At 56.0% G+C, this 19,141-nt stretch carries 17 protein-coding genes; 7 read left to right on the top strand and 10 right to left on the bottom strand.

Annotation, left to right across the window (positions count from 1 at the left end; translation table 11 throughout):
- Window position 1 precedes the first annotated feature (1 nt).
- The 4 genes from L1F30_RS12170 to sstT are packed head-to-tail and all read right to left on the bottom strand — an operon-like array spanning window position 2 to window position 4,605.
- Window positions 2–1,168, bottom strand: a complete 1,167-nt coding sequence (locus L1F30_RS12170) for an ABC transporter permease (RefSeq protein WP_253356426.1) — start codon at window positions 1,166–1,168, stop codon at window positions 2–4.
- The gene (locus L1F30_RS12165) at window positions 1,165–1,899 is read right to left on the bottom strand and encodes an ATP-binding cassette domain-containing protein (protein WP_253356424.1); all 735 of its coding nucleotides are present in this window, start codon (window positions 1,897–1,899) and stop codon (window positions 1,165–1,167) included. The genes L1F30_RS12170 and L1F30_RS12165 overlap by 4 nt, the downstream gene beginning before the upstream one ends.
- A 14-nt stretch (window positions 1,900–1,913) precedes the next feature.
- Window positions 1,914–3,383, bottom strand: coding sequence for an alpha/beta hydrolase (locus L1F30_RS12160; protein WP_253356422.1), 1,470 nt, complete (start codon window positions 3,381–3,383; stop codon window positions 1,914–1,916).
- 25 nt (window positions 3,384–3,408) lie between these two features.
- The gene (sstT, locus tag L1F30_RS12155) at window positions 3,409–4,605 is read right to left on the bottom strand and encodes a serine/threonine transporter SstT (protein WP_253356420.1); all 1,197 of its coding nucleotides are present in this window, start codon (window positions 4,603–4,605) and stop codon (window positions 3,409–3,411) included.
- Between the two features lie 276 nt (window positions 4,606–4,881).
- Between sstT and L1F30_RS12150 the strand changes: the two genes are divergently transcribed.
- Window positions 4,882–5,283 (top strand): SMI1/KNR4 family protein, encoded by a 402-nt coding sequence (locus tag L1F30_RS12150; RefSeq protein ID WP_253356418.1) that lies wholly within the window; start codon window positions 4,882–4,884, stop codon window positions 5,281–5,283.
- A 201-nt stretch (window positions 5,284–5,484) separates the two neighbouring features.
- Here the strand turns inward: L1F30_RS12150 and L1F30_RS12145 are convergent, their stop codons facing one another.
- The gene (locus L1F30_RS12145) at window positions 5,485–7,716 is read right to left on the bottom strand and encodes a S9 family peptidase (protein WP_253356417.1); all 2,232 of its coding nucleotides are present in this window, start codon (window positions 7,714–7,716) and stop codon (window positions 5,485–5,487) included.
- A gap of 229 nt (window positions 7,717–7,945) precedes the next feature.
- Between L1F30_RS12145 and L1F30_RS12140 the strand changes: the two genes are divergently transcribed.
- Genes L1F30_RS12140 through L1F30_RS12125 form a run of 4 tightly spaced genes read left to right on the top strand, consistent with a single transcriptional unit; the run spans window position 7,946 to window position 11,644 of the window.
- Complete coding sequence (locus L1F30_RS12140) at window positions 7,946–8,650, top strand: spondin domain-containing protein (protein ID WP_253356415.1); 705 nt, start codon at window positions 7,946–7,948, stop codon at window positions 8,648–8,650.
- 10 nt (window positions 8,651–8,660) lie between these two features.
- Entirely contained in the window at window positions 8,661–9,392 is a 732-nt protein-coding gene (locus tag L1F30_RS12135) for a spondin domain-containing protein (protein ID WP_253356413.1), read from the top strand.
- Window positions 9,393–9,446: 54 nt separating this feature from the next.
- Window positions 9,447–10,178: a response regulator transcription factor gene (locus L1F30_RS12130; RefSeq protein ID WP_253356411.1), complete on the top strand. Its 732-nt coding sequence runs from the start codon at window positions 9,447–9,449 to the stop codon at window positions 10,176–10,178.
- The gene (locus L1F30_RS12125) at window positions 10,175–11,644 is read left to right on the top strand and encodes a cell wall metabolism sensor histidine kinase WalK (protein WP_253356409.1); all 1,470 of its coding nucleotides are present in this window, start codon (window positions 10,175–10,177) and stop codon (window positions 11,642–11,644) included. The genes L1F30_RS12130 and L1F30_RS12125 overlap by 4 nt, the downstream gene beginning before the upstream one ends.
- Window positions 11,645–11,919: 275 nt before the next feature.
- Here L1F30_RS12125 and L1F30_RS12120 read toward each other — a convergent pair whose 3' ends face one another.
- Both L1F30_RS12120 and L1F30_RS12115 read right to left on the bottom strand, forming a co-directional pair.
- Window positions 11,920–14,067, bottom strand: coding sequence for a PHB depolymerase family esterase (locus tag L1F30_RS12120; RefSeq protein WP_253356407.1), 2,148 nt, complete (start codon window positions 14,065–14,067; stop codon window positions 11,920–11,922).
- A gap of 357 nt (window positions 14,068–14,424) precedes the next feature.
- Entirely contained in the window at window positions 14,425–15,012 is a 588-nt protein-coding gene (locus tag L1F30_RS12115) for a hypothetical protein (RefSeq protein ID WP_253356405.1), read from the bottom strand.
- A gap of 59 nt (window positions 15,013–15,071) precedes the next feature.
- Between L1F30_RS12115 and L1F30_RS12110 the strand changes: the two genes are divergently transcribed.
- The gene (locus tag L1F30_RS12110) at window positions 15,072–15,413 is read left to right on the top strand and encodes a DUF3088 family protein (RefSeq protein WP_253356404.1); all 342 of its coding nucleotides are present in this window, start codon (window positions 15,072–15,074) and stop codon (window positions 15,411–15,413) included.
- A gap of 29 nt (window positions 15,414–15,442) precedes the next feature.
- Window positions 15,443–16,102, top strand: a complete 660-nt coding sequence (locus L1F30_RS12105; RefSeq protein WP_253356402.1) for an SDR family oxidoreductase — start codon at window positions 15,443–15,445, stop codon at window positions 16,100–16,102.
- Window positions 16,103–16,122: 20 nt separating this feature from the next.
- On the opposite strand, the gene L1F30_RS12100 is transcribed toward L1F30_RS12105, so the two are convergent.
- The 3 genes from L1F30_RS12100 to L1F30_RS12090 form a co-directional block, all read right to left on the bottom strand.
- Window positions 16,123–17,160: a COX15/CtaA family protein gene (locus L1F30_RS12100; RefSeq protein ID WP_253356400.1), complete on the bottom strand. Its 1,038-nt coding sequence runs from the start codon at window positions 17,158–17,160 to the stop codon at window positions 16,123–16,125.
- An 83-nt stretch (window positions 17,161–17,243) separates the two neighbouring features.
- Window positions 17,244–18,089 (bottom strand): amidohydrolase, encoded by an 846-nt coding sequence (locus L1F30_RS12095; RefSeq protein WP_253356398.1) that lies wholly within the window; start codon window positions 18,087–18,089, stop codon window positions 17,244–17,246.
- Window positions 18,062–18,862 (bottom strand): amidohydrolase, encoded by an 801-nt coding sequence (locus tag L1F30_RS12090; RefSeq protein WP_253361827.1) that lies wholly within the window; start codon window positions 18,860–18,862, stop codon window positions 18,062–18,064. Before L1F30_RS12090 ends, L1F30_RS12095 begins: the two co-directional genes overlap by 28 nt.
- Between the last annotated feature and the right edge of the window lie 279 nt (window positions 18,863–19,141).

Raw genomic sequence — 19,141 nt, 5'->3', positions numbered from 1 at the left:
GTTAACTGAGTGCCAGTATGGCCTTTTCGGATTTAAGCGTGCGCGTAAGCCAACCTGCTAACAGGCCTGCCAAAAGCAGGGTGAGGCAGGCGCCGGTAATTACCGCCAGCCAATCGATTGGCTGGCCCTTGGCAATGTGCTCAATCAGCGAGCTTTGGCTGGCCACGGGCACCCAGTCTACCCAGTTGGGCTTATGGGGCATAAATTGCACCGCAAAGGGAATGGTGAGCGGGATCATAATAGTGAGCGAAATATACGATTGCGCCTCTTTAAAACTCTTTGCCTGAAAAGCGCAAAATAATTGAAAGGCTGCAGCAAACACCGCCAGTGGCAGCATGGCCAACATGATGGTGGCAATGGTGAGCGCATCCAGCTCAAAGCCAATGCCCATTTTTGCAAGCGGCACAAATCCCATCACCAGGGATGTCACGCACAAAGTGAGCAGCGCGCCCAAACTCCCCAACATAGAAACCGCAATTAGCTTTGCACCAATTAGCTGGGTGGTGGTAATGGGTTGAATTAAAATCAACTCCAGCGCATTGCGCTCGCGCTCGCCGGCAGAGGTATCTATGGCGATACTGGTGCTGGCTACAAACACGCTCATTAATACAAACACTGCAAGCATGCCCATCACCATGCCGCTTTTTTCCTGTGCGCTGGCGCGATCGTGCAACGCAACGCTGAAGGGCTGCAGCAGGCTTGCATCTATTCCGCGCAACACCAGCCGGTAGGTGGCCAGTTCGTTACCGTATTGCTGTAATACGGCGCGCACACGGCGCTGGGCACTGGCGCGGCCTTCTTCGGCGGAGTTCACCCAAAGGGTGAGAGTAAGGGCCTCGGCGCTGGCGATTTTTTCAGGGTAGTGGGCGGGTATGTCCAGGGTGATGGGGTGCTCTTGCCAGCGCGCCTCGGCGTCTTGGCTGCCTTCACCCAGCGGGTAGATATAATTCTGGCGCAATTTTTCCACCAGAACAGGCGCGAATTCCGCCCCGTTAATGGCAATATAAATGGCCTTGTCTTCCTTGTTGTTGGCTATGGCAAAGTTTAGGGCGCCAGCCAAAACCAACGGGCCAAACAGCGCGTACACCAGCGCGCCCATGAGTGCTCGCCGATCGCGCATGGCGTCAATAATTTCTTTGTGTAGCAGGGTGCGAAATACAACATTCATGCGGCTATGCCCTCGTCGCTGCCTATCAGTGTGACGAAGGCATCTTCCAGATGGGCCTTGCCCGTTTGGGCGCATAAATCGGCCGGTGTGCCGGCGGCCACCACCTTGCCTTTGGCCACCACAATTACCTGGTCGCACAATGCGGCCACCTCTTGCATTACGTGGCTTGAAAACAAAATGCAGTGGCCTGCATCGCGCAGGTCGCACAGCTGCTGGCGCAAAACCCGGGTGCTCATTACATCCAGCCCGCGCGTGGGTTCATCCAGCACCAGATTTTGTGGTGCGTGCACCAGCGCCTGTGCCAGCACTACCTTCATGCGCTGGCCCTGGGAAAACCCTTGGCTGCGGCGCTGGGCGATGTCTTCAAGGCCAAGTTTTGCGATAACCGCGTTAGTGGCGGCTTTGGCGCGCGCGCGGTCAAAACCGTGCAGGCCCGCGAAGTAGGCGATTTGCTCAAAGGCACTCAGGCGTTCGTATAGGCCGAATTTGTCTGGGAATACGCCCAGCCGTTTGCGCGCGCCAATGGCATCTTCGGCTACATCAATGCCGTCTACCCGGGCATAACCGGATTCGGTGCAAAGCAGCCCGTAGAGCACGCGCAGTGCGGTGGTTTTACCTGCGCCATTGGGGCCAAGTATGCCGGTGATGCGGCCGTCTTCTGCACGAAAACTCAGCCCGTCTAATGCGGTAACGCTGCCAAAATGTTTACTGAGGTTGTGTACTTCCAGCATGGTGGCTTCCGGTTTTAGTGGGCGTTTTCATTGCGCATAAAAGTAACGCCCGGCAGCTCTGCCAGGCAGGCGGTGTCTTCAAGCGCGGCGTTGGGGTTGTTTAAAAATGCGCGCACAAGCTCTGGCCCACAGCCGCGTAATGCCACAATGTGGGCGGCGTTTTCGGCCACAAGGTGGGTGGCATTGCCAAGTTGACTGGTGGCCAACTCACCCCAGGCAGGCGGTGTAACCGGGTCGAGCCTGCCGGAAAGGGCAAGCACTGGCAGGTTGCTTTCAACGGGCGCAAAGTGGCTGGCATCCAGGCGATATTCACCCGGCCACTGGGCGCACAGCTGTTGCAGCAGTGCAACGGAGGTATCGCCGAAGGGGGTGGCGCTGTCGGCGGCCAATTGCCCGGGGCTGGCCCTGCGCAAATCTTCGTTACACAAAATGTTGGTGGTAAGGCCTGTGTACATGCCGTTGTCGCCTGCGATGGCCATCAACCCCGCAAAGGGGTGCCAGTTTCCTTTTGCCGCTTCACTGATGGCAAAGGGTAATAACTGGCGTTGCTCCTGGGCGTATAAATTGCTGAGTGTGAGCTGGAAAAATTTGTATTTATCCAGCGCAAGGGTGTGGGGCGCCAAGGTTTTCGGGTGGCGAATGGGCACAGCTTGCGGGCTTTCCTGGCTGCTGATCCCTTGCCAGAGTGCCCAGTAATCGGCCCGTAGATTCGGAAATTTCTGGGCGCAAGCGGGGCTGTTTTCACATTCATCAAACAATAAATTTAGCGCGCGCAAACCGTGTTGTGCGAAGGGCCCCACAATGGTTTGCACCGGTGCCAGGCCATCAATTACTGCACTGGCCACAAGCTCTGGGTATTCACGCATGAACACCAAGGCCGCGCGCGAGCCGTAGGAGCCGCCGTATAGATGCACTTTTTCATAGCCGAGGGCACGCACCATTCGGGCGAAATCGACAATGGCGTTGGGGGTGTTGTAGTGGCGCAACTGGCCGGGAAAGTCGGCCAGGCAGTTGCTGATGATGCGCGCGCTTTGGGCGCTGTCAAACAGGTCTTGGTATGGGTCTGCCTCTGGGTCTTCACACTTTAAGCCGTGGCTTTTGCCGGTGCCGCGTTGCTCCAGTAAAAGGATATCGCGATCGGCCCTGAGCGCCTGAAATGCCTGGCCCACCGTGCCGCCCACTTCAATAGCCGATTGGCCAGGCCCGCCGGCAAGAATGGCCAACGGTGGCTGGGTGCTGGGGGTGAGCGCGGGCAGGCGCGCCGCGTGCAGTGGCAAGGTGGCACCGTCTGGTTGCGCCGGGTCTTCTGGTACCTGCAATTGAAAGCACTCGGCGCGGTCTGCGAGCCCTTTTAGGTAACAGGTTTCTTGAACGAGGCCAGGCGCAGTACTACTGGCCAAGCCAACGCTTGAATAGGCCAGTAGCGCCAGGGCTGCAAGCCCCGGCAGGCCAAATCTTCGCGCGCATGCCACTGGGTCGGTCACGGGCCTTTCCTTTTGCAAGTTACTGTTAACTGTTTGCGCGGCTAACCGCTGCGGTATAAACCACATCTGTGGATGAGTTGAGCGCAGTTTCCGCCGAATCTTGCAGCACGCTGATCACAAAGCCCACGGCCACTACCTGCATGGCGATGTCGTCTGAAATATTAAACAGGCTACACGCCATAGGAATTAACAGCAGCGAACCACCGGCCACGCCGGAGGCGCCGCAGGCAGACAGCGATGCAATGACACTCAACAATAACGCGGTGGGCAAATCAACCGGAATACCCAGGGTGTGTACTGCCGCCAGGGTGAGGGTGGTAATGGTGATTGCCGCACCGGCCATGTTGATGGTGGCCCCCAAAGGAATAGAGACGGCGTAGGTGTCTTCATCGAGGTTAAGCTTTTCACACAGCGCCATGTTCACCGGAATATTGGCCGCCGAGCTGCGGGTAAAAAAGGCGGTCACGCCACTTTCACGCAGGCAGGTAAATACCAGCGGGTAGGGGTTGGTGCGCAGTTTAAACCAGACAATGGCAGGGTTTACCACAAGCGCCATAATCAGCATGGCGCCCACCAGTACCGCCAGCACCTGCGCGTAGCCTGCCAGCACGCCCAGGCCGCCCTCTGCCAGATTGCCCGCAACCAGCCCGAAAATGCCAAAAGGTGCCAGGCGAATCACAAAGCGCACCACATAGGTCATTGCGTGAGCGGTATCGGCAAAGGTGCTTTTAGTGGCCTCTTGAGCGTGACGAAGCCCGAGCCCCAGGGCAATGCCCCACACCAAAATGCCAATGAAGTTGCCGGTAAGCAGCGCATTAATGGGGTTATCTACCAGTTTGAAAATCAGGGTGTTAAGCACTTCGCCAATGCCCTGGGGGGCGTTGAGGCTGGTTTCAGTTACCGTGAGCGCCAAGGTTGAGGGGAAGAGGGTGCTCAGCAGCACCGCAATGAATGCCGCACTCAGCGTACCCACCAAATACAGCACAACAATAGGGCGCATGTGGCTGTTGGCGCCGCGTTGGTTGGCAATGGCACTGGCCACCAGCACAAACACCAAAATGGGGGCCACAGCTTTTAAGGCCTGCACAAAAAGGCTACCTAAAACGGCCACGCTGGCCGCAGCACTGGCGGATATTTCTGCCAATATCACAGCGGCCACAATGCCCACGGCAATTTGGCTGATCAAGCTTGTGTTGGCAATTTTGGAAATTATATTTTTCATAGGGGAGAAACACCCATTGTTGTTTTCGGTTTAGGGGCGAGGTGGCTAAAAGTACTGACTCACACCCGCGCAGGCAACCGTTATTTCCGCTTTTGCAGCCGTTTCGTCGAATGTGCGCAAGTGCAGGCATAAAGTCGCCCTGCTTGCGCAATATGTGTTGCCAGTGCGGGGTGCGCCGGTTACACGGGTGCCGGCCAGAAACTTTCTGGCATTGCAGTGGCCCGGGGGCTAGGTTTAAATGCGCGCCATATTGAGCGCCACGATTCAGGAGAGAAAATGGACGAAATTGTAGATTTGTTGCGCGAGGCCAATACACAGGTTGCCTGGGGCCTGGAACTGCCCACCCACGAGATGACCGTGGAGGCCGAAGAGCAAATACTGCTGCCGCTGCCACGCGATTACCGTGAATTTCTGCTAACGGTGAGCGATGTGCTAGTGGGCAGCCTTGAGCCCGCCGTGGTGGCCGACCCGTCGGCGCACAACTATTTGCCCGAGGTATGCGCCACTGCCTGGAGCCAAGGTGTACCGCGCTCGCTGATTGCCTTTTGCCAAATGGCCAATGGCTACTACTGCCTAGACCCGGAAGGCGAAGTGTTGCTTTGGCAAGACGGTGATCTTACTGACGAAAGTTGGGAGACCATCTGGTACTGGGCGCGCGATGTGTGGCTGGAAAGCTGAGCCGCCTGCAATAGGACATGAACAGGCTTTGTAGGTGATTAAGTCTGCAGGTTAATCGATCTTTTGAACAGGCATGCAGCAAGGCCGCCACCCGCACGATTGCGGGTGACGGTTTTGGCAGCGTTCAGAGCCCCGTGTTCAGAAACCTTCATTGATGGCGGCAATGCCTCAACCTCAGCTGCAAAACCTGTAATGCCAATATTAATTGGCAAGTTTGCGATCAAAAAACTCGGTGATTTGGTTAAACAAATGAATGCGCGTTTCTTTACCGCGAATGCGATGCTTTTTGCCCGGGTAGTTTGATTGCTCAAAGGGCTTCATTTTGTTTTGCAGCGCTGCATAGACTTTGGTGGCGTTTAAAAACAGTACATTGTCATCTGCCATGCCGTGCACAATCAGCAGGCCGTTTTGGTAGCCATCAATATAGGGGAACACATTGCTGGCATCGTAGCCTGCGGGGTTTTCTTCCGGGTGGCCCAGGTAGCGCTCGGTGTAGTGGGTGTCGTACAGGCGCCAATCGGTTACCGGTGCCACCGATACGCCAGCTTTAAATACCTCCGGTGCTTTAAACAACGCCATGATGGTCATGTAGCCGCCATAGCTCCAGCCAAAAATCCCGATCCGCTCGCCATCCACATAGGGCAGGGCTTTTAGAAAATCCACGCCCACCAGTTGGTCCTGCAGTTCTATTTCGCCCAGCTTTTTATGCAGGGGTGTTTCAAATTTCAAGCCGCGATTACCGCTGCCCCGGTTGTCCAGTTTAAATACCACGTAACCGCGCTGGGCCATGTATTGGTGCCAGTAGCTGTTGCGTTGCTCCCAGGTATTTGTCACGCGCTGTGCGTGCGGGCCGCCATACACATCGATAATCACCGGGTAGCGTTTGCCCGCCTTCATGTTGGCGGGTTTCAACAGCTGGTAGAACATCTCCTGGCCGTCTTCGGCCTTCAGGCTGCCAAACTCCGGTGCAATGTGGGCGCTTTTAAAGGGCCCATAGGGGTGGTTTTCATCCAGTAAGTTTTGTTCAAGCCATTCAATGTGGCTGCCATCAATGTTGTGGTAGCTGGTTTGTGTGGGTTGGCTTACTGATGAAAAGTTATCCAGGTAGGTGTTGGCTTTTTTGGCCAGGGTAATGCCGTGGGTACCCGCGCGCTGGCTGATGCGTTCAACCACGGGCTCTGCTGTAAAAAGTTTGGCGCGGTAAAAATGGGTTTCCAGCGGGTTGTTGTAGTTGGCGGTAAAGTATACCCAGCCTGCAGATTCATCCACGCCTTCAACGCTTAACACCACGCCCGCCCCTTGGGTAAGGGTGCCTACGCGCTTGCCATCAACTGTGTAGAGGTACAGCTGCATAGTGTCTTGCGACTCGCTGCCCCAAATAAAGTGTTTTTGGTCATCCAGAAATTTCACATGATCGTGCAGGTTGATCCAGTGGGCGCCGGTTTCTGTAAACAGCAGCGATGACTTGCCCGTGTGGCTGTTGGCCTTTAGCAAATCCAGGCGGGTTTGGGCGCGGTTTTGGCGTTGGATCAGCACCTCTTGGCTATTGGCAAACCAGTTTACCCGGGCAATGTAAATGTCTGATTGCTGGCCTATGTCTAACCACTGGGGCTTGGGTTTGTGTTGGCTTAAATCCAGCACGCCCACCTTGTTCAGCACATTCTTGGTGCCGGTGCGCGGGTAGCGCTGGTCAAACACCGTGAAGGATTCGCCTTCAATTTCGTAGCGTTGCTCAATGCCTACAGGGCTTTCATCAATGCGTATGAAGGCGATTTTTTTACTGTCAGGTGCCCACCAAAAACCGGTGCTGCGGCCCATTTCTTCCTGGGCTACAAATTCGGCCATGCCATTTTTAATGGTGCCTTTGCCATCGAAGGTAAGCTGGCGTTCGGTGCTCTGGTTGATGTCTATCACAAACAGGTTTTGTTCGCGGATAAACGCAACCTGGGTGCCGTCTGGCGAGATTATAGGGTCTGTTTCAAAGGCGTCTGTGGCGGTGAGCTGTTTGGCTTTTTGTGCTTCCACATCGTAAAAATACAAATCACCCGAGAGCGGAAACAGCAAGCCCTTGCCGGTGGCGGCCCACTGGTAGCTGATGATGCCCGTGTGCTTGATGCGGGCGCGTTCGCGGCGGGCCTTTTCTTCATCAGAAAGCGCGCGCTCCGGTGCCAGTGTGGCGGAATCTACCAGCAGGGCATGCTTGCCGCTTGTGCGGTTATAGGCCCATAAATCCAGTTGTTCGAGGTTATCTTGTTTGGCTTTCAGGTAGGTAACCTGCAGGCCATCGGGGCTTAAATCCAGCCCTTGCATAGCAGGCCCGCCCAGGGCCGGGGCTGCGTAGATACGTTCAATGGTGAGCGGGGTGTCTTTGGCTTGCAGTGCCGCCGGCAGGGCCAGCAACACGGCAATTGCCGTTAGCAATGCGCGTTTCATCAATAGTTACCTGCAAAATGGTGTGCCCGAAAGGTAAAGCAATGGGCTGCCGAGAACAATTCGCCCCCTTGAGCCCGCAATAATTAAGCACAAAGTGTGAAGTACGTAAGAAATTGTGACGCACTTGTGATACTTCTGTGAGGATTAGAGCCCGCCCTGTTGCGAGACTGAGTGTCAGCAGTTGAACACCAAAACCCACACTCACATAACGCAAAACAGGGAATTCATTATGCCTACCAAAAACATTTTCGGTGCCGTTGCTCTGGGCCTGCTCAGCCTGGGTGCGAGTGCTGCCGATTACAGCATTGACGTTCAAAACCTCACCCGTGGCAGCTACTTCACTCCGCTGCTGGTGGCTGCACACCCAGACAGTGCGCAGCTGTTTGAGGCAGGCCAACCGGCCGATAGTGCGCTGCAGGTGATGGCCGAAGGCGGCGATATCAGCCAGCTTGAAGGCGCGGTTCAGGCCGCCGGTGGCATCACCGTGGCCAACCCTGCCGGCGGCCTGTTGGCACCGGGCATGACAACAACCGCAAGCTTTAGCAATACCGACAACATGGCCAGCAGCCAGCTTTCCATTGTGGGCATGATTTTGCCCTCCAACGATGGCTTTGTGGGTTTGGGCAATCTCACTCTGCCCACCGAGGCTGGCACCTACGTGTATGAGCTGAACGCCTATGACGCCGGTACCGAAGGCAACGACGAAATTCGAGGCTCCGGTGCAGCTGGCATGCCCGGTATGCCGGTACCGCCGCCGCTCGACCCGTTGATGGGTACCAACGGCACCGGCATCAATGCCGCCGCTGAAGGTTTTGTACACATTCATCGCGGCGTGCTGGGTGACCTGGATGCCACCGGTGGCACCAGCGATATTGATGCCAGCCAGAGCCGTTGGTTGAACCCGGTGGCCCGCATTACCGTCACCGTTAACTAAGGAGCTGGCCATGAATCCCAAACGCATACTTTTACCCGCATGCGCGCTGGCCAGCGCATTGTTGTTGGCAGGCTGCCCTGATCGCGATGACGATGACCAGCCTGAAGATCAGCTGCAAACCTTGCGCTTTGATGTCAGTACCACCAACTTGACCGCCGCTCAGCCCGTATCCCCGTTGGCCTTGGCGTTGCATCAGCCGTCGCTTTCAATATTTACCGTGGGCGCGCCGGCTAGCCTCCCCTTGGAAGTACTGGCAGAGGGTGGCGATAACAGCGACCTGCTGGCAAGCCTTGCAGATAACCCGGAGGCCTTCAGCACGGCAGCCGGTAGCGGTGTGCTTATGCCAGGCCAAAGCGAGCTGCTGAGTGTCAGCGCAGAGCTTGGCGTGGATGCAGATGTGTCGCTTTCGCTGGTGACCATGCTGGTAAATACCAACGATGCCATTAGCGCACTAAACGGCGTGGATGTAACAAACCTGGGTGTGGGTGACTCAATGACCTTCACTACTGTTGTATACGATGCAGGCACAGAGGCCAACAGCGAAACCGCCGATACCATTCCTGGCCCGGCGGCCGCGGGCGGCGCTCAAGAGGGCTTTAACGCCGCGCGCGATGAGCCCGATGCAGTGTTGATGCACAGCGGCGTGTTAACCCGCGACGACGGCATGAGTACGTCTACGCTCACAGGCCTGCACAAGTTCGATAATCCGGCGCTGCGCATCACCATTACGCGCACCCAATAGTGCCACCGGCCACCGGGTGTTTGCCCGGTGGCCGCTATTTTTCACGAGGGCCACATGAGCGCACAGATTCTTGCCTATCCCGCGGCCGAGCGCCAGATTTTAATTATTGAAGACGAGCGCGATCTCGCCGAACTAGTGCGCTTGCAACTGGCCGATTTGCCCGCCCAGGTAACCCTCGCCCACACCGGGCCGGATGGATTGCAGGCGGCGCTGGCAAAGCATTGGGATGTCATCTTGCTGGATTTACGGTTGCCCGGCATGGACGGCCTGGATATTTGCCGCGAACTGCGAGCACAAGGGGTGCAGACACCGGTGTTGATGCTTACCTCAAGAGCCACAGAACTCGACCGTGTGCTGGGGCTTGAACTTGGCGCCGATGACTACCTAACCAAACCCTTCAGTGCCCTGGAGCTTAGCGCGAGGGTGAAGGCGTTAATACGCCGCGCGGCAATGGCGGGCACCCCCGTTGCCCGTGCACAGTCGCCGCTTGCCTGCGGCACGCTGTGGTTAGATCCAGAGCGGCGGCAGGTGAAAGTGGCGGGCAAAAATATCGAGTGCACCGCCAAGGAATTTGATTTGTTGCATCATTTCGCACGCCACCCCGGCAAGGTGTTTAAACGCATGGATTTATTAAGCGAAGTGTGGGGTTACGGCCATGAGGGCTACGAGCACACGGTCAACAGCCACATCAATCGGCTGCGTGCAAAAATAGAAACAGATCCGGGTAAGCCTGAGTTCATTCTCACGGTGTGGGGTGTGGGCTACAAATTTTGGGTGCCGGCATGAGGTGGGCAAACTGGAGCCTGCGCACGCGGCTTAGCGTAAGTTTTATATTGCTGTTTTGTATTATTGGTGTGAGCTATGTGTCGCTGATCTTTTGGAGCAGCGAACGCCACTATCAGGAAATTACCCAGCGTATTAATCGCAGCCTGGCTATGTACATAGTGGATCGCGCGCCACTTATTGCTAACGGCCAGGTAAACCATGCCGCCATGGCAGAGTTATCTGGCCTGGTGATGGTGGTGAACCCCATTGTGGAAGTGTATTTGCTCAATAGCGCAGGCGACATTCTGGCGCAGGGAATACCCGCAGAAGATGTGGTGCGCCACCAGGTGGACTTGGCGCCAATCAAACGCTGGTTGGCCGAGCCCGAGCAAACGCCGGTGCTGGGCACAGATCCGCGCGCGGCCTCCGGTCGCAAGGTGTTTTCTGCATTCCCCGTGGGTAATGCCGCGAACCCCGAGGGCTTTTTGTACGTTATTTTAGGCGGCGAGCAGGTGAGTACGCTCAGCGATTCGCTCAAGGCCAGCTACAGTTTGCAATTGGCCGCCGGTGCCATTGCAGCGTTGCTGGTGTTCGGGCTGGCCGTGGGTATGCTGTTGTTCAGTTTTTTAACGCGCCCGCTGCGCGAGCTTTCCCAGGCGATGCAACGCTTTGCCCGCCAGCAGCAGCTCTTGCCCGAGGCCCAGCCTGCCCACAGCCCCAATGAAATTATTGCCATGTCGCAAACTTTCGATGCCATGGCTGCACGCATTATTGCCCAAATGCAAAGCCTGGAAGAAACTGATCGGCTCAGGCGAGAATTGATATCCAATGTGTCGCACGACTTGCGCACACCGCTTGCTTCAATGCAGGGCTACCTTGAGGTACTAACGGTAAAAGATTCGCGCTTAAGTGGTGAAGATCGCGCCCGCTATTTGGCTACCGCCCATAAACACTGCCAACGGCTGGGCCAGTTAATCAGTGAATTGTTCGAGCTTTCCAAATTGGATGCCGGAAGGGTAGAACCCAATCTTGAACAGTTTTCCCTGGCTGAATTGTTACAAGATGTGATGCATAAATTTGAGTTGAACGCCCGTGAAAAGAATATAACCCTGGCCTTTCATACAGAAGGTGAGGTACACCCGGTATTGGCAGATATCGCACTGATCGAGCGGGTGCTGGAAAATCTGGTGGAAAATGCACTGCGCTACACGCCCGAGGGCGGCAAGGTAATTTTATGTGCAGCCAGCGCACCTGAGGGAGTAAAAGTGAGCGTGGAAGATACAGGCATTGGCGTGCGCGCCGATGATTTGCCGCACCTGTTTGACCGCTATTACCGCAGTCAGGCGGCGGCCATCCACAGCGAGCAGGGTACGGGCCTGGGCCTGGCCATTGTGAAGCGTATTCTGGATTTGCACGGCTGCAGCATTGCAGTGGATTCCGCGCCAGGGCGTGGCAGTTGCTTCCGGTTTTCGTTGGCGGCGGCTTAGTGCGCGGATGCTTTGCTTTGGCAAATGTTGGGTGAACCGCATGCTATTGATCGAGGTATTGTGGCCGCATCTTAACTCGCCAGTGATATGAGCGGGCCAGGGAGCGCAACGGCTTTGGGTTAAGTGCAGGTTGGGGAATACAACCGGTTGAGAGTTAACAAACGGTCAGGCAATGAAAAGGGCCGCAGCTGGCGGCCCGAAATTGCTATAGATTAAACGTCACGATACATGGGAGCCGGTACATTCCATGAATGTACCGGCTCTGGCCTACCTTGCTACGGGCAATTCCCAATGATGAAATAACCCGCCTGGGTTTGCGCCAGCGTGCTGCTGTAGAAAGTGTTGTACAGCCCCATCCGGCTACCCGAGCCCTTCGCGTAGGCATAGCCACCGCTTGCGGTCGCGCGCCCGGCTTGCACGTGGGCGTAGTTGCTGGCCGTGGTTTGGGTGCACTGGTAGTCACCGTTGGGCGTAGTATCGCAGGCATTGCCCAGGCCATCGCCATCGTTGTCTGCCTGATCGGCATTGGCGGTGTTGGGGCAATTGTCTTGTGCATCTGCAACGCCGTCGCCATCGGCATCTGGGGCTGTGTTGCCGTTGGGGGTGCTATCGCAGGCGTTACCCAGCCCGTCGTTATCGTTATCTGCCTGGTCGGTATTGGGGGCGTTAGGGCAGTTGTCTTGTGTATCGGCAATGCCATCGCCATCGGAATCTTGCGGGCCGGTGCTGTTACTGCAGGTTTGCAGAGGCCCGTTGCAGCTGGCGTTGCCATCGGCAATCCACTCGCACTGGTTATTGGCGCCCGGGTATTCACGCATAGTGAAGGCACTGGTGCCAAAGGCAAGGTAACAAGCCGAGTAGCCATCGCCCCAGGTAATGTGGCCCTCGTTAATGTGATGGTTGTAGTTGCCCGTTGAGCCTGCATCTACGGTAAAGTTGATGCTTAGTTGGCCTGTGAGATTGGTGGAATCTTTCGCGGTTACAGTGGCGGTGTTGCTGCCACCTGGCAGGTTGCATTGGGTGGCCGTGTACTGGCTGCCGTCAAGGGTTGCCGTTTGCGTGCCATTGCTGAAAGTCACGCTAACCTGGCTCAGGTTATTGTTTTCATCAAAGGCGCTGCCCGAAACCGTGGCACACTGGCCATTGAGGCTTGCACTTGCCGTTTGCACCACCGGTGCCGTTGCCGGTGGCTCCGGGCCCACGCGTTGGGTTAGCACTTTGGCGGGTGTTGTTACCGCGCCTTCGTTGTCTGTTGCGGTGATTGAAATTTCATACAGGTCATCAGCGAGGTTGTGTTCTGCAAGGCTGAAATTCCCCGCACTATCAACAGTGGTTGTGCGTTCAATTGCAGCGGTGCCCAGGTTGAAATCATCAATGCGGATAGTAACGGCACTCACACTGCCCTCAAGATCCGAGGCTACCCCTGAAATTAACAGGCTACTGCCGCTGGCGCTGGCTGAAACATTGCTAAGTGTAGGAGCGCTATTGCGGCTAACGCGCTGATTATTATTTTTGAAAAACTCACCCAGGTAGGTTGCATAATTGATGCTGGCACTGCCAATGTAGCTGCCAGATGCGCCCGCACCGCCCGACCAACTGTGGTCGAGATTGTTGAGCCAAAGCATGGAAACGCGGCCGTCTTCCCATAAAAATTGTTGGGCGGTTTTGCTACCTTCGGTCAGGGTTTGGCTGCCGCTTTGCATGCTGACACCGTAAACACCGGCCATGCCGTTGGCATTTTGCTGGTTGTAGCAGGTGTCTACTGTGGTGTCGTTATCGCCGTGGGCAATAGAGGCAATCTGGGTTGCGAAGTGTGATTTATAGCTGCCCGCGTAGTTATTGCACCGGCTGGTAACATTGGCACTTTCGCAGGTGCCAATGGCGCCGTTTGAGCTGGTGCCAATACTCGGGCCTGCGCTAATACCCATGCCGGCAAATACATCCGGTGCAAGGCAGGCGGTGGTGTTGGCAAAGGCCGCACCGGAACTCAGGCCTGCAATATACACCTGATCCGGATCAATATTGCGATTGGTGTCGCCGCTTAGCGTGTTTGCCAGGTTAATCAGGTTTTTATAGTCCTTATGGTTGCGCGATTTTGTGGCATCCCAATAGTGCCAGCAACTAAAGCCGGATTTGTTCATGGCATCGGGCACGGCGATTACCATGCCGTACTGCTCTGCGGCGGCCGATAGATTTGCAGTTTTGTAGGCATCAATACTTTGTGTACAGCCGTGCAGCACAATCAATAGCGCCTTGCCGTTGCCAATGGGTGAGACGCTATCGGGTGTGTATAAATGCACTTTATTAAAGCCGCCAACGGCAACATTGTTTTGCCAGCTGCCAGCAAGGGCGGGCAGGGTGAAGAAAATGCAGCTGCAGGCAAGCAGCCACGCGCCCAATGGACGGTGTTGTGAAAGGTTCATGATCATTGCTCCAAACGCTTGTTATTTTTAGTTGGTTTGAGCCTTGGCGAAAAGCGCAATACTGGAAGACCGTTACCGCAGGTGTTACCAGGCCATGGGGCTCGGGTTGGGTGGGGAAGTGCAGGCGCTGTATGCGGTGAAAAGATGCAGCCTGAAGCAGGTACAAACTGCTGCTTCAGGCACCTTTTACAGGCAACTTAAATTCAGGCAACTTAAATTCAGGCAACTTAAATTCAGGCAACTACAGCGGTGATCTTGCGCAGGCCTGACCCCTGTGCCTTCCTGGCAGCCTGTTAACCCTAGCAGGCTGGCTGACGCATACCATGCGACCTTGGTATTGGGTTGGGCAGCAAAATGTTAGCGAAACACCGGCATGAGGTTTTCAACGGGGCGGTAGTGGGCCGTGTGGCCCGAGGTTGCAGTGTCACCTTTAAAGAATGTGGCCTGCAGGGTGAGTGTGCCATCGGAATTAAGTGTTGCATTAGACACCACATGGGTAATGCCCTGGGCGTCGCCTTTTATGGTTTCAGTGCTGATAAACGCACCGCCCTCAAAGTGTGCTGCGCCTTGCGTGTAAAAGCCTGCGGTAGTGAAATAATAAAAGCGTAGGCTGGCTGCGTTTTTATCGTAAAAAATGAGCGTTTCGCCACCGTACTCTCCCTCATTAATGGAATGCATTATCCGAATGGCTGTACCGTTTAGGGCGCGCTCCCAATGGCTGACATCAGTCACAGGCTGGCCATTGGGGCCTTCAAATTCGGCTTGGTAGGTTTTGCCGATAAACGGGCGGAATTTTTCAAGCGCGGGTATGAGCGCGGGGGCGCCTTTGTATTGCTCTTTGATTTGTGTTTTGGAGTGAGCATCTGTGAGTTTTTCATTGGCATCTGTTGCAGCCACGGCCGGTAAACACGCAAGGCTAATCAACAGCAGGGCAGTGCGTAACATGTTAGGCTCCCAGTTTTGTTATAGCTATTTTTCGGTATTCATAAGATAGGTACACCTTAGTGAACGCACCCGCAAAACCCAAATTATTTTTGTTAAAGCCCGGTTACGGTGATGATGCCAATCAATTTTGCCCCGATTGCGCCCTGGTGCTGGGGTACTTTCAGTACGAGCCGGCCATGGCGCAGGCTGTAGAAATTGAGCTGATCGCCTTTGCGCGCCCCCGTGCACCACTGGTGGCGCTGTTGGGCGAGGCGCTACAAAACAGCCCCGCACTGGTATTCCCTGACGGCGTGCGGCCAGCGGGTGTGGCAGTGGCTGACACCGGGCGCGCCTATATCAACGACGGGCGCGCCATTTGCCGTTGGCTCGGCAACAACTTTGGCGGCATGACGCCGTCTTGATTTTGTAGATAACTAAAAAGGAGCACTCCATGCATACAGTCATTACTGGCGCTAACCGTGGCATTGGCTTGGCACTCACCCGGTGTTATCTGGCCGCAGGCCACAAGGTAAGCGCGGTATGTCGCCAGGCCAGCGACGAGCTTCGCGCCACAGATGCCCGTATTATCGACCAGGTAGATGTCACCCAGCCGCAAGGCATTGAACAGTTGCAAAAAGCACTCGCAGGCGAGGCCATTGATTTATTAATAAACAATGCAGGCCTGTTAGTGGGCGATCAACTGGGCGAGCTGCCCTGGGGTGATATTGAGCGTCAGTTTGCGGTGAATACGCTGGGGCCGTTGCGGGTGACTCAGGCGTTGCTGGCTAACTTGGGCCAAGGTGCCAAGGTGGCGTTGATAACCAGCCGCATGGGTTCCGTGGCAGATAACGGTTCAGGGGGTTACTACGGGTATCGTATGTCGAAGGCGGCATTGAATATTGCCGGTAAATCCTTGGCCATAGATTTAAAACCCAAGGGCGTGGCAGTGGCCCTGCTGCACCCGGGCTTTGTGCAAACGGCCATGGTTAATCACAATGGCGATATCAGTGCCGATGAAGCCGCAAGCCGCTTGGTTAAGCGCATTGAGGCCTTGACCCTGGAAAATTCCGGCGGCTTTTGGCACTCCAATGGCGAGGCCCTGCCCTGGTAGGCTTAGGCCTGCGTTGTTGTTTAGTTTTCTGCGTGCTGGGGCAGGCGCAAGCTGTGGGCCAGCCACAGCGCTGCGGTAAACAAAACCACGGCCACGCCTTGGTGGGTGGCTGCAAGCACCACAGGCACTTGGTGCAAGAGCGTGGCAATGCCGAGTGAAACCTGCGCCACCAGCGCGGCAATAAGCAGGATGCTAGCCATGCGCGCCTGCGGCCCAAGGCGGGCGCGCCAAATGCCAATGCACAATGCGGCAATCAATGCGCAAAGCAGGTAGGCAAACAGCCGGTGGTTAAATTGTATGGTGGTTAAATCTTCAAAGGCCGCCAGCCAAAAGGGCGAGGTGTGATACAGGCCAGGTGGAATAAAACTCTCACCCATTAATGGCCAGGTGGGGTACACCAGCCCCGCGCGGGTGCCGGCCACCAAGGCGCCGGTAAGAATCATTAAAAATAACAACACACAAAGCCCAAGGCTGCGCTTGGCATAGGTTGCGGGTTGGGCACGCGGCTGTAACAAGCCCAGCGCAATCCACACCATTACGCCATAAATCAATACTGCCATGCCTAAGTGTGCTGCCAGCCGGTATTGGCTGACCCGTGGGTTGTCTACCAGCCCGCTCTTAACCATGTACCAGCCCAGAAACCCCTGCAGGCCGCCCAGCACAAAGAGCAGCCAAAGCTTGGGGGTAAGCCCGGTTTTAATGCGCCCGGCCATCAAAAAATACAGAAAGGGCACAAAAAATAAAATGCCGATGATGCGGCCCAAAAGCCTGTGGCCGTATTCAAAATAAAAAATGGTTTTGAAGTCATCGAGGCTCATGCCCCGGTTTACCTGCTGGTATTCGGGGTAGGCTTTATAGCGGTCGAACTCGGCCGCCCAGGCTGCGTCATTGAGTGGCGGTAAAATGCCGGTTACCGGTTTCCATTCCACTATCGACAGGCCAGATTCCGTGAGCCGCGTAACGCCGCCCAAGATAATCATGCAAAAAATGGCGAAGGCGCAAATCAGCAGCCACTGGGCTATGCGCTTGTCGTTGGTGCGGTCTTGAGAGTCGATCATGGTTGGCTTCTGTCATTATTTTTTTAAGGCCTAAACATACTCAGCTGTGCGCCCAAATGCAATTGGGCGCAGCCTCCGGGTGCTTATGGCGTGCGCCAGCGAGGCTTGCCTGCCACCCAGGTTTCAGCCACTTTCACTCGCCACAGGTTTTCAGGTGCAAGCGTGTAAGGGTTTTGTGAAAGTAAAATGAAATCGGCCCATTTGCCGGGCTCAAGCGTGCCTACCTTGGCCTCCATGTGGGCCGCCCAGGCGGCGTCGCGGGTAAATAACCTTAGCGCTTCGCCCACACTCACCGCCTGATCGGCGCGCCAGCCCGCTACCGGTTGGTTGTTGTGATCCTGGCGGGTCACGGCTGCGTGAATGCCAAAGAAGGGGTTGGCAGATTCCACCGGAAAATCTGACCCGAAGGCCATGGGTGTGTTGGCATCCAGCAGTGTGCGCCAGGCGTAGGCGCCAGCTAGCCGCTGCTGGCCAAGGCGGTCTTCGGCCATGTGCATGTCGCTGGTGGCGTGGGTGGGCTGCATAGAGGCGATTAACCCCAGAGCCGCCATGCGTGAGAGGTCGGCCTTATCTATGACCTGTGCGTGCTCAATGCGGTGGCGCAGCTTGCGCTGGCCGCCCTCGTTAAACAGCTGCTCAAAATTATCCAGCACCTGCCGGTTGGCCTTGTCACCAATGGCGTGCACGCATATTTGGAATTGGTGCGCGTCGATGGTTTTAAACAGTGCCATCAGCTGGGCCTTTGAGGTGACATGCAGGCCCTGATTGCCCGGTGCGTCGCGGTAATCCGCCAGCAGTGCTGCCCCCCGGCTGCCCAGCGCGCCATCAGCGTAGAGCTTTACACTGCGAATACTCAGCATGTCGTGCAGGTCGCCTATGGGCCCGGCTGTTAGCCAACTTTTCAGGCTAGGGCTTGCACCATTGAGCATGCCATACACCCGCACCGGCAGCGTTTGGTTTTTGCGCGCGCGGTTAATTGGTCAATCATGGGTTGATCAATACCGGCATCGTGCACGCCGGTAATGCCCTGGCTTAACAGGTGCTCAAAGGCAAGATCCAATGAGCGCGCCTGTTCAGCTGGCTGCGCCTTGGGCAGATGCCGGGTAACCAGTGACATGGCGTTGTCGATCAAAATGCCCGTTGCCCGGCCTTCGCTGTCGCGCACAATCTGGCCACCGGCAGGGTCGGGTGTGGTTGCATCAATGCCGGCAATAGCGAGGGCTTGCGAATTTACCCACAGTGCGTGGCTATCTACCCGTTCAAGGATGATGGGGCGCTTGAGCGCTAAGGCGTCCAGCGTTTGGGTGGTGGGAAAGGCTTTACCCGGCCAGCGCTCTTGGTTCCAGCCCCGGCCAACTATCCATTGCCCCTCTGGGCGATTTTTTGCAAAGGCTTGCACTTGCTCTGCCGCCGCCGCAGCAGAAGGCGCATTGCGCAAATCAACACTGTTAAGCAGTTGCGCCAAGCCTTCAATATGCCCGTGAGCGTCAATCAGGCCTGGCAATAGAATTTGGCCTTTGCCATCTATACGTTGGGTGTTGGCATTTACCTGGGCGTTTATTTCTTCGGGTTTGGTAGTGACAACGCGGCCATCGCGAATAAGCAGCGCGCTAAATTGTTGCGCCAAGGCGGTGGCGTTTGCCTGGGTGTGGGTGTAGCCCACTATGTTTTCAATCAGAATATCGGAAGCCTTTGTGCCCATTGCCACAAGAAAAAGTGCACCCGCACAGGTGTAGCTCAGCAGGTGCTTTAGGGCAGTGGTGTGCCTTGTGCGTTGCACTCGGCTTGGTTGAGCTTTTGTTCGTGGGTTTTGGCAAAGCTGTTTTTGCATGAGTCATCCCCTCGTAGAGTAAACCTTTGCGTAAGGCGCGGGCGGTGGCCTGAGAGTGGCACAGGCATGCGGGCCTAGGCAAGGCGTGGGGAATGTAAGCAGGGGTGCGGTTTTATGGGGGGCAATCTTGCGCAATTTAAGATGCGTGAA

Origin of the sequence: Simiduia sp. 21SJ11W-1, assembly GCF_024138675.1 — a bacterium.
GTDB lineage: Bacteria > Pseudomonadota > Gammaproteobacteria > Pseudomonadales > Cellvibrionaceae > Simiduia.
Note: the sequence above shows the minus strand (reverse complement) of the source record. Positions and strands in the feature narration are given on the sequence as shown.